Consider the following 9,853-nt stretch of genomic DNA (forward strand, 5'->3'; position numbering starts at 1 on the left):
TCGTCATGACCGCATCGCAAACACCGCTCTGGTCACCCAGCCCGGAGCAGATTGCCAACAGTCAGTTGTCGCGTTTTCAAGCTCAGCTTCAGGCCCGACTCAATGTGCATTTCGATGACTACGCGGCGCTGCACCGCTGGTCAGTTGAACGGCGCGAAAGCTTTTGGGAGCAGCTCTGGCAGTTTGCCGATGTGCGTGCCAGCCAGTCTTATGAGACGGTGCTGCGCGAGGGGGCGCGTTTTCCCGGCAGCCAATGGTTTCCCGGCAGTCGCCTGAACTTTGCCGAAAACCTGCTGCGCCGACGCGATGACAAGACCGCGCTGATCGCGCTGCGTGAAGACGGACAGCGACGCACGCTGACTTACGCCGAGCTGTTTGAACAGGTCGCGCTGTTGGCCGCAGCGATGCGCCAACGCGGTGTGGTCGCCGGAGATCGCGTGGCGGGCTTTATGCCCAATACACTGGAAACCGCCGTCGCCATGCTCGCGGCCAGCAGCCTCGGCGCCATCTGGTCATCCTGCTCCCCCGACTTCGGACTGAGTGGCGTGCTGGACCGTTTCAGCCAGATTCGCCCCAAGCTGCTGTTTGCGGTGGACGGCTATCGCTATAACGGCAAAGCCATCGACACGCTGGAACGGGTCAACGCGATCAGCTCACAATTGGACAGCCTTGAGGCCGTCGTGGTGGTGCCGTTTCTCAGCGGCGAAACCGCGGAGCTGAAAGGTATCGACAGGGCCGTTTGCTACCGCGCGGTGATGGCCGAGTTCGCGACAGATGACGCGGTTGCCGCCATGCAGTTCGCGCCGCTCCCCTTCGACCACCCGCTGTATATCATGTACTCCTCGGGCACCACTGGCGTACCCAAGTGCATCGTGCACGGTGCGGGCGGTACGCTGCTGCAGCACCTGAAAGAACACCGTCTGCACTGCGATATCAACGACGACGATGTGGTGTTCTATTTCACCACCTGCGGTTGGATGATGTGGAACTGGCTGGTCTCGGCGCTGGCCTGCGAGGCCACCGTGGTGCTGTATGACGGCTCGCCGATGCTGGACAATGGGCGTCCACTGCTGGAGGCCATTGATCGCGAGGGCATCAGCGTCTTCGGCACCAGTGCGAAATTTCTCAGCGCCATTCAGAAAGCCGGTGTCAGCCCTGCGCGGGACTATTCACTGGCGAGCCTGCGCGCCATTCTCTCCACCGGCTCACCGCTGAGTGAAGAGAGTTACCACTACGTTTACCGCGATATCAAAGCCGATCTGCAGCTCAGTTCGATCAGCGGCGGCACGGATATTATCTCCTGCTTTGTACTGGGCAACCCGACACTGCCGGTGTACGCCGGAGAGATTCAATGCATTGGCTTGGGCATGGCGGTGGAAATCTGGGATGACGATGGCACGGCACTTGGCGCCGGGGAAGGTAAAGGTGAGCTGGTCTGTACCCGCAGCTTTCCCTCCTGCCCCATCGGCTTCTGGAACGATGACCACGGCGAGAAATTTCACAAGGCCTATTTTGACCGCTTCGAGAATATCTGGGCTCACGGCGACTTTGCCGAGTTGACCCGCCACGGCGGCATTATCATTCACGGCCGCAGCGATGCCATTCTCAACCCCGGCGGCGTTCGGATTGGCTCGGCGGAAATCTATCGGCAATTGGAACCGCTGGACGCGATTCTCGATTCGGTCGTTATCGGTCAGCACTGGCAGGATGATGTTCGCGTGGTACTGTTTGTGGTACTTCGGGAAGGCGTCAGGCTCGACGACACACTACAGCAGCAGATTCGCCAGCAAATCCGCCAGCACACCACGCCCCGCCATGTGCCAGCTAAAATTCTGCAGGTCAGCGATATTCCGCGCACCATCAGCGGTAAAATCGCCGAGCTGGCCGTGCGCAATTGTGTACATGGCGATGCGGTCAAAAATACCGACGCGCTGGCCAACCCTGACGCGCTGGATCAGTTCAGAGGCCGCAGCGAGCTGGATGACTAGTGCTGATGATGGGCGGGAGACATCCCGTCCATAGCGCTGTCACTTGCCTCCGGCTCTGGCATCGCGGTGCTGTGTACACCGCCGTGCATGCCTTCGTGGCCACCACCGGTATGTGGCATAAACAGTGTTGATGCGGAATACAGCGCCCAGGCAATCATCGACACCGCCACCAGATTGCGGATCCACTGACGCTTGAGCCAGGCGAGCGCACTGCGGTGGGCAGCACTGACCGCCAGCATCGACGGCAAGGTGCCCAGTCCGAAACAGAACATCAGCCACGCCGACTGCGCCGCACTGGCGCTGGTGCTCGCCCAAGCCAGACTGCTGTATATCAGCCCGCAAGGCAGAAACCCCCAGAGTCCACCCAATGCCAGCGCCTTCGGCAGGCGGTCTGCGGGCAACAGGCGTTTCACCAACGGTTGCAGACGTCGCCACAGCTTGGCACCGGCCACTTCAATCAGGGTGCTGCCCTTCCACCAGCCAGCCAGCGATACTGCCACCACAATCAGTAAAACGCTCGCCAGCACCCGCAGGGTTTTGCCGACGATCATAAACTCGCCAGCCATCACCGCGGCCACACCACCGCCGATGGCGCCAATTAATGCGTAACTGCTGATGCGCCCCAACTGAAAGCCCAGCGGTAACAGCCAGGCCGAGCTCCCCCGGCGGGGCTGGCTGCTGACACTGCTCAGCGCACTGATCGCGCCACACATGCCCAAACAATGCGGGCTGCCCATCAGTCCCAGCATAAAGGCGGCCAGTGCGTTGAGTTCAATCGCGCTCATCGTCGTCCCGTTTTGGGTCTGCAGGGTCCTTGTCGAACAGGATGCGGCGCGCTTCCCGGTCCAGGTCGTCAAACTGGCGATGATTGACCGCCCAGATAAACGCGGCGCAGATCAGCGCGAAAAATATCAGCGCGATGGGCAGCAAAATATACAAACTAGACACCGGCTTCCTCCAACTTCCTTAATTCGGCCTGATGCGCGGCGCGCTGCTCGCGGCGATCCAGGCGCAGCGCATTCAGCACCACCACCAGCGAGCTGGCAGACATGCCCAATGCCGCCAGCCAGGGTGGGACTAATCCCATGGCCGCCGCAGGCAATGCCGTGCCGTTGTACAGCAGTGCCCAGAAAATATTCTGACGCAGTACTCGCCGCATCTGCACTGCTTTTTCAAATACCGTTTCGATCAAGCTGAGCCGGTTACTCAGCAGCGCCACGTCAGCGCAGGACCGGGTGAGATCACTGGCCGCGGCCATCGCGATCGACACATCCGCAGCCGCGATCACCGGCGCATCGTTCACGCCGTCACCGACCATCATTACCGTCGCGCCCTGAGCCTGCAATTCGCGAATACGCGCCAGTTTATCTGCTGCCGAGCATGCCGCCCGGTATTCGTCGAAGTGGAGTTGCCCGGCCAACCAGGCAACCTGATCCGAGTCGTCACCACTGAGGAGCAGACTGCGGATTCCCCTCGACTGCAAGGCCGATACAGCCTGCTTGGCCTCTTCACGCAAGCTGTCCTGCAAAACAAAGCGAGCCAGCAACACACCGTCCCGGACCAGATAGACGGTCATATTGCCGTCGTCAGCCTCTGCGGCATCGGGCAGGCAGAAACGGCGACTGCCGATGCGATAACGCTGCCCATCGACATCGCCCTCCACGCCCTCACCGGCGCGCAACTCCAGGTTACTTGCGTGCAGAGTCATCGGCGTAAAGCCGGCATCAGCCAGCCTGTCCCGAGCAAACGCCTGAGCAATAGGGTGCGAGGATTCCAGCTCCAGCGCGGAAGCAATGCCCAGTAACCGCGCCTCCTCTATCTCACTGTCACGCTCAATCGCCATCAAACGCGGCCGCCCCTCGGTCAGCGTACCGGTTTTATCGAAGATGACATGACTGATATGTTCCAGATTTTCCAGCACTGCCGCATTCGCCACCAGTGCGCCGCGTCGGCGCAGGGCGCTGATCGCCGCCGCGTAGCTGCTGGGAGTCGCCAGTGACAACGCGCAGGGGCAACTCACGACCAGCACCGCCAGCGCGGTAAGAAACGCGCTGTGGCCGGGATGAACCGACCAGTAAAAAAATGCCGCCCCGCTGCAAAACAACACGAACAGCGTGAAGTAGCCGCTGAGCCGATCGGCCAGCTCGGCAATCGGCGGCCGGTTAAGCCGCGCGCTGTCTAACAGTTGATCAATCTGGGAAAGCCGGCTCTGCCCGACTTCTGCGCCGACGCGGAGGTAGAGGCTGCCATCAATATTGTGACTGCCCGCCAGCACCAACTCGCCCACCGCTTTGCGCTTGGGCATAAATTCTCCGGTAAAGGCACTATCTTCCACACTGCTGCTACCGGCAATAATCGTGGCATCCACCGGCACTACCTCACCCGGCTGCACCACAATTTCGTCGCCAGGCTCCAGCGCTGACAGCGCCAGCCACTGATTGCTGCCATCGGCGAGAAGTTTGCGAGCGGTCATCGGTAACAGTGGACGCATGGTCTGCTCGCGGCGCAACTGGAGGTTATTCTGAATAAAGCGGCTGAGCAGAAGAAAGAAACAGAACATGCTCACCGTATCAAAATAGACATGCCCCTCGCCGCGAACCGTGGCTTGCAGGCTCGCCAGATAAGCGGCAATCAGCGCCAGAGACACCGGCACATCCATTCCCAGACGGCGGCTGCGCAATCCGCGCCAGGCCCCTTTAAAAAACGGCTGCGATGAATAGGCAATGACCGGAGTCGCCAGCGCCAGACTGAACCAGCGAAGCAGGCTGCGGGTATCATCGTCGATCCCCTGAAAATCTCCGGCGTAGAGTGCGACCGCCACCATCATCAACTGCATCATCGCGACACCGGCCAGTCCCAGGCGACGCAACAGACCGCGCTGCTGCTCGCGCATCTGTTCCAGATGCCCTTCGGCTGACCAGGGTTGTACGCCGTACCCCAGGCGATAGATAGCATCAAAAACCGCACTGAGTTTTACCGTGGCGGGGTCCCACTCCACAGTCGCCTTCCCCCGCTGGAGGTTGACGCGGATAGAACGGACGCCGTCCATCATGCCCAGCCGGTGCTCAATCAACCACGCGCAGGCGGCACAATGCATATCACCAATGCTGAGCTGGCTCTGCCACAAGCCATTGCGCGAGGAGGAGAATTGCTGGAAGACAGCAGGGCTGTCGTATTGCAGGAAATCTTCGGCGCCATCGTTCGGCCTGCTGGCCTGCTGGTCGCGCAGACGGTAGTAATCGTCGAGACCGGCACCGAGGATGGTCTCACTGACGGCGACGCAGGCGGGACAACACATGGCCCGTTCCTGGCCATCAATAATCAGGCTGTAATGGCCCTTGGCGGGTAATGGCTCTCCGCAGTGGTAGCAGCCTCCCATCACTCACAGTGACCTGCTAGACAATTCCAGCTGTGCCGTCTTGTTCAGATTAATCTCACCCTTGAGTCGCCAGTCATCGGCCTCTGCGGTATCGCCGGTAACGCTCTTCAGCGTTATATACCAGCGCCCGCTCAAGGGTGCGCCCAGGGTTTGGGTGTAGTGCCCGGCGCCCTGATTCGCCAGAACAAGACGCAGATCCTGCTCGCGATCAGTGGGGTGTTGCAGCAACAACTGCAGTTCGCTCGGATAACGGTCGAGCCCCAAGGGCAGTTGCACCATGATGCGCGAGCCGCCCATCGCCAATCTCGCGGTGATACCCTGCTCGGCAGCGTGGCGGTCCAGCGACAGCTTGCGGTTAATTGCCAAGCCTTCCTTGTAGTACTCGTCGACGACCAGATTGTCGGCATGACGGACGGCAATCACCACCGTACTCAGGCCAGCGACAACAACGGTGCCCGGCAGAACAATGAGAAACCAAGGCCAAAACTGGCGATACCAGGGTTTGCTGTCCATCGTCACTGCCATTTCATACTCTCTATCGTTTCGGCGCGGGGCCAAAGAAACTGCTTTCCACTTCAGCAATGCTGTCATCGCTGTCCATTTGACGAACGATGACCGTCAGCGGCATGCGGGCGCCACCCACATCCTCGGGGCGCGCATGAAGTCGCAGCGGTAAATCCAACAGCTCGCCGGGCTCCAAGGTGACCGGGCTGGCACTGAAGCCCTGCAGCACAACCGGGGTCTCGATATCCACTTCGTAACGGTGGGTGCTCTGCGTCTTGTTCGCAAGCTTCACCACATAACGGTTTTCGATCAAGCCATCCGCTGTTGTCTCATACAATGCCTGACGGTCACGCAGCACGCTCAGCTCCATCACGTCGCGATCAACAATACGGTAAGCAAGCAGGCCGATCATCAGCGCCACGGCAACAAAATAACCGATCAAGCGTGGCCGCATGATGTGCGTGGTTTTACCCTCGAGGCTGTTTTCTGTCGCATAGCGAATCAGCCCTTTGGGGTACTCCATTTTTTCCATCACCGAATTACAGGCATCCACGCACAATGCGCAGCCAATACACTCGTATTGCAGGCCATCGCGAATATCAATGCCCGTCGGACACACCTGAACACAGAGCTGGCAATCAATACAATCCCCGAGCCCGACGTCGGCAGGTTTTTCATCGCGCTTGCGGGAACCCCTCGGTTCGCCCCGCGCTTTGTCGTAGCTGATAATCAAGGTATCGGGGTCGAACATTACCGACTGGAATCGCGCATAGGGGCACATATAGAGGCACACCTGCTCACGCATCCAGCCCGCATTGATGTAGGTTGCCGCTGCAAAGAAGGCAATCCAGAATCCCGCCCAGGCATTGACACTGAATCCCAGTACGTCGATGCCCAACTGCCGGATCGGCGTAAAATAGCCAACAAAGGTAAATGCGGTCCAGAACGCAAATCCCAGCCACATCGTGTGTTTCAGTGCCTTTTTGCGGACTTTCTCGAAGCTCAGCGGTGACTGGTCCAGCTTGATACGCTGGTTGCGCGTGCCCTCCGCTTTCTGCTCCATCCACATGAAGATACTGGTCCACACCGTCTGCGGGCAGCTATAGCCACACCACACCCGTCCGGCCAGATTGGTCACAGCGAACAGCAGAAACGCCGAGATAATCAGTACCCAGGCCAGCATCACCATATCCTGAGGCCAGAAGGTGATCCCCAGCACATGGAACTGACGTGCAGGCAGGTCGAACAAAACGGACTGCCGATCACCCCAATTCAGCCAGGGCAGAATGAAATAGCCCAACAGCAGCGGCCAGCCGGTGAAGACCCGTATACGCTGATAGAAGCCTTCGATCGCGCGGGTATAGATCTTTTCGCGTTTCTGATAAAGATCCATCTCCGACACTTCTGCCGGAACCACAATTTCCACCGCGAGATTTTCTGGCTGAGAGGACGCCTTCTGTCCCCGTTCGCTGCTGCTATTCATAACACTCTATGGCTCCTGCCGGGAAAGCTGATACACGTAAGAACTGAGCAGGTGAATCTTGGCCTCGCTGAGCATCTCTGCGTGCCGAGGCATTTTGCCCGAGCGTCCCTTGGTCAGGGTCTGCATGATGCTGCCAGCGTCGCCACCGTAGAGCCAGATGTCGTCGTTCAAGCGCGGTGCACCCATGGCAATGTTGCCGTCGCCTGTCGGACCGTGGCAGGCCGAGCAGAACATCGCATACTTTTGCTTCGACTCAGCAAGCTCTGGTGCGTCGGTATTGCCGGAACTCAGTGCCTGCACATACGCCGCCATGGAGGCCACGCCCTCATTGCCCAGCGCCGACAGCCAGCTTGGCATCACACCGCTGCGACCATCGTGAATCGATTGCGCGATCTGCGCAGGCTCGCCGCCGTACAACCAATCGTTGTCAGTCAGGTTAGGAAAGCCGTAGCTGCCTTTTCCATCGGTGCCGTGGCAAACCGCACAGTTATTGGCAAAGACACGTTTGGCGATACGCATGGCCTGATCATTCTCCGCCAGCGTCGCAGCGTCCTGTTCCAGAAAGCCTGCGTACAGCGCCTCGTTTTCAAGACGGGCTTCTTCAACGTCGCCCTCCCACTGCTGCACAGACGTCCAGTTGAGCAGGCCAGGCCACTTACCCAGCCCGGGGTAAGCGATCAGATAGCCAATACCGAACAGCATGGTCAGCACAAACATCTTGATCCACCATGCCGGCATAGGGTTGTCGTACTCTTCAATGCCGTCGTATACGTGACCGGTTGTCTTTTCTTCACCCGTCTGAGTAATTTTGCGGTTACCCAGCAGTACCCATGCCAGCAAGACATAGGTAATAGCGGTGAGAACAATGATCCAGCCACTCCAGAAATCAGTCATTGCCCCTCTCCTTTACCCTTCACATCCGCGTCGTCATCGACGAAGGGCAGATTCGCAGCCTCGTCGTAAAATTCTTTCCGGCTTCCTCTGTAAACGCTGATGCACACGCCGATAAAGGCAATGAACAGCATCAATGTAGACAGAGATCTGAGATCATTTTGGTCAATCATCGCAGTGCTACTCCCGATTAACGCTTGTATTTAATCAGCGTGCCGAGTTGTTGCAGGTAAACAACCAGTGCGTCGATTTCCTTCATGCCTTCCACTTTCGAAGTGGCATTGGCAATGTCCTCGTCGGTATACGGCACACCGACCTTGCGCAGCGCCTCCATCTTCCCGGGCACTGACGCAGCATCTACGTCGTTGTGAAACAGCCAGGGATATGACGGCATGATGGATTCGGGAACCACATCGCGCGGGTTGAACAGGTGCGCGCGATGCCACTCGTCGCTGTAACGTCCACCCAGACGAGCGAGATCAGGTCCAGTGCGCTTTGAGCCCCAAAGGAAGGGATGCTCATAAACCGACTCACCCGCCACTGAGTAGTGACCGTAGCGCTCGGTTTCAGAGCGCATGGGGCGCACCATCTGAGAGTGACAGACATGGCAGCCTTCGCGGATATAAATATCGCGTCCGCTCAACTCGACCGCATTGAGCGGGCGGAGCCCTGCGATCGGTTCCGTGGTCTGCTTCTGGAAGAACAGCGGCACAATCTCTACCAGAGCGCCGAAGCTGATCGCCACGATGATCAGCACGACCATCAAGCCAATATTTTTCTCTACTACGTCGTGATTCATGCCTCAGCTCCCACAGTATTGACGGCAACTGCCGGTTTTTCCTCGCTACGAATCGTCTTCCAGACGTTCCAGGCCATCAGCAGCATGCCGAGCAGGAACAGGAAGCCACCGAACAGGCGGACGATATAGCCGGGATGACTGGCGACAACGGATTCCATAAAGCTGTAAGTCAGGCTGCCATCGGCGTTATAGGCGCGCCACATCAAGCCCTGAATAATGCCGTTCACCCACATAGAGGCGATGTACAACACTGTGCCGATGGTCGACAGCCAGAAGTGCGTGTTAATCATCGGGATGCTGTACATCTGCTTGCGGCCAAAGACCACCGGCGTCAGGTGGTACACCATGCCGATCGAAATCATTGCCACCCAGCCCAGTGCGCCAGAGTGCACGTGACCAATGGTCCAGTCGGTGTAATGCGACAGAGAGTTAACGGTCTTGATTGACATCATCGGCCCCTCGAAGGTCGACATGCCGTAGAACGACAGCGACACAATCAGGAAGCGCAAAATCGGGTCAGTGCGCAGCTTGTGCCAGGCGCCAGACAGCGTCATCACACCATTGATCATGCCCCCCCAAGACGGGGCCAGCAGAATCAGCGACATCACCATACCCAGACTCTGTGTCCAGTCAGGCAGCGCGGTGTAATGCAGGTGGTGCGGACCGGCCCAGATGTACACGGAAATCAGTGCCCAGAAGTGAACGATCGACAGCCGATACGAGTATACCGGGCGCTCAGCCTGCTTGGGCACGAAGTAGTACATCATGCCCAGGAAGCCCGCGGTCAGGAAGAAGCCCACGGCGTTGTG

General features: G+C 58.7%; 10 protein-coding genes. 1 reads left to right on the plus strand and 9 read right to left on the minus strand.

Annotated features, from left to right (window positions below; translation table 11 throughout):
* Nucleotides 1–5 precede the first annotated feature (5 nt).
* Nucleotides 6–1,988, plus strand: coding sequence for an acetoacetate--CoA ligase (locus AC5DB9_RS08575; protein ID WP_273010016.1), 1,983 nt, complete (start codon nucleotides 6–8; stop codon nucleotides 1,986–1,988).
* On the opposite strand, the gene AC5DB9_RS08580 is transcribed toward AC5DB9_RS08575, so the two are convergent.
* The 9 genes from AC5DB9_RS08580 to AC5DB9_RS08620 form a co-directional block, all read right to left on the minus strand.
* Nucleotides 1,985–2,773 (minus strand): sulfite exporter TauE/SafE family protein, encoded by a 789-nt coding sequence (locus tag AC5DB9_RS08580; protein WP_272989177.1) that lies wholly within the window; start codon nucleotides 2,771–2,773, stop codon nucleotides 1,985–1,987. The genes AC5DB9_RS08575 and AC5DB9_RS08580 overlap by 4 nt on opposite strands.
* Nucleotides 2,760–2,936 (minus strand): cbb3-type cytochrome oxidase assembly protein CcoS, encoded by a 177-nt coding sequence (gene ccoS, locus AC5DB9_RS08585; RefSeq protein WP_022958016.1) that lies wholly within the window; start codon nucleotides 2,934–2,936, stop codon nucleotides 2,760–2,762. The genes AC5DB9_RS08580 and ccoS overlap by 14 nt, the downstream gene beginning before the upstream one ends.
* Nucleotides 2,929–5,367 (minus strand): heavy metal translocating P-type ATPase, encoded by a 2,439-nt coding sequence (locus tag AC5DB9_RS08590; protein WP_272989198.1) that lies wholly within the window; start codon nucleotides 5,365–5,367, stop codon nucleotides 2,929–2,931. Before AC5DB9_RS08590 ends, ccoS begins: the two co-directional genes overlap by 8 nt.
* Nucleotides 5,368–5,370: 3 nt before the next feature.
* Nucleotides 5,371–5,892 carry a FixH family protein gene (locus tag AC5DB9_RS08595; RefSeq protein ID WP_272989174.1) on the minus strand — a complete coding sequence of 174 codons (522 nt, stop codon included), beginning with the start codon at nucleotides 5,890–5,892 and terminating at the stop codon, nucleotides 5,371–5,373.
* Nucleotides 5,893–5,902: 10 nt separating this feature from the next.
* Complete coding sequence (gene ccoG / locus AC5DB9_RS08600; protein WP_272989171.1) at nucleotides 5,903–7,354, minus strand: cytochrome c oxidase accessory protein CcoG; 1,452 nt, start codon at nucleotides 7,352–7,354, stop codon at nucleotides 5,903–5,905.
* 6 nt (nucleotides 7,355–7,360) lie between these two features.
* Complete coding sequence (ccoP, locus tag AC5DB9_RS08605) at nucleotides 7,361–8,248, minus strand: cytochrome-c oxidase, cbb3-type subunit III (RefSeq protein ID WP_272989169.1); 888 nt, start codon at nucleotides 8,246–8,248, stop codon at nucleotides 7,361–7,363.
* A complete protein-coding gene (locus AC5DB9_RS08610; protein ID WP_337924565.1) occupies nucleotides 8,245–8,418 on the minus strand; it encodes a cbb3-type cytochrome oxidase subunit 3 in 174 nt (57 codons plus the stop codon). Before AC5DB9_RS08610 ends, ccoP begins: the two co-directional genes overlap by 4 nt.
* A 17-nt stretch (nucleotides 8,419–8,435) precedes the next feature.
* Nucleotides 8,436–9,044, minus strand: coding sequence for a cytochrome-c oxidase, cbb3-type subunit II (gene ccoO / locus AC5DB9_RS08615; protein ID WP_272989166.1), 609 nt, complete (start codon nucleotides 9,042–9,044; stop codon nucleotides 8,436–8,438).
* Nucleotides 9,041–9,853: cbb3-type cytochrome c oxidase subunit I (locus AC5DB9_RS08620; RefSeq protein ID WP_491732041.1), on the minus strand; the 813-nt coding region annotated here is incomplete at its 5' end. The genes ccoO and AC5DB9_RS08620, both read right to left, overlap by 4 nt.

Source organism: Spongiibacter sp., assembly GCF_984394615.1.

Bases quoted from the DNA above. Each gene is read 5' to 3' on its own strand.
- AC5DB9_RS08575 (WP_273010016.1), top strand. From the start codon at position 6: ATGACCGCATCGCAAACACCGCTCTGGTCACCCAGCCCGGAGCAGATT.
- AC5DB9_RS08580 (WP_272989177.1), bottom strand. From the start codon at position 2,773: ATGAGCGCGATTGAACTCAACGCACTGGCCGCCTTTATGCTGGGACTG.
- AC5DB9_RS08590 (WP_272989198.1), bottom strand. From the start codon at position 5,367: ATGGGAGGCTGCTACCACTGCGGAGAGCCATTACCCGCCAAGGGCCAT.
- AC5DB9_RS08595 (WP_272989174.1), bottom strand. From the start codon at position 5,892: ATGGCAGTGACGATGGACAGCAAACCCTGGTATCGCCAGTTTTGGCCT.
- ccoG (WP_272989171.1), bottom strand. From the start codon at position 7,354: ATGAATAGCAGCAGCGAACGGGGACAGAAGGCGTCCTCTCAGCCAGAA.
- ccoP (WP_272989169.1), bottom strand. From the start codon at position 8,248: ATGACTGATTTCTGGAGTGGCTGGATCATTGTTCTCACCGCTATTACC.
- AC5DB9_RS08610 (WP_337924565.1), bottom strand. From the start codon at position 8,418: ATGATTGACCAAAATGATCTCAGATCTCTGTCTACATTGATGCTGTTC.
- ccoO (WP_272989166.1), bottom strand. From the start codon at position 9,044: ATGAATCACGACGTAGTAGAGAAAAATATTGGCTTGATGGTCGTGCTG.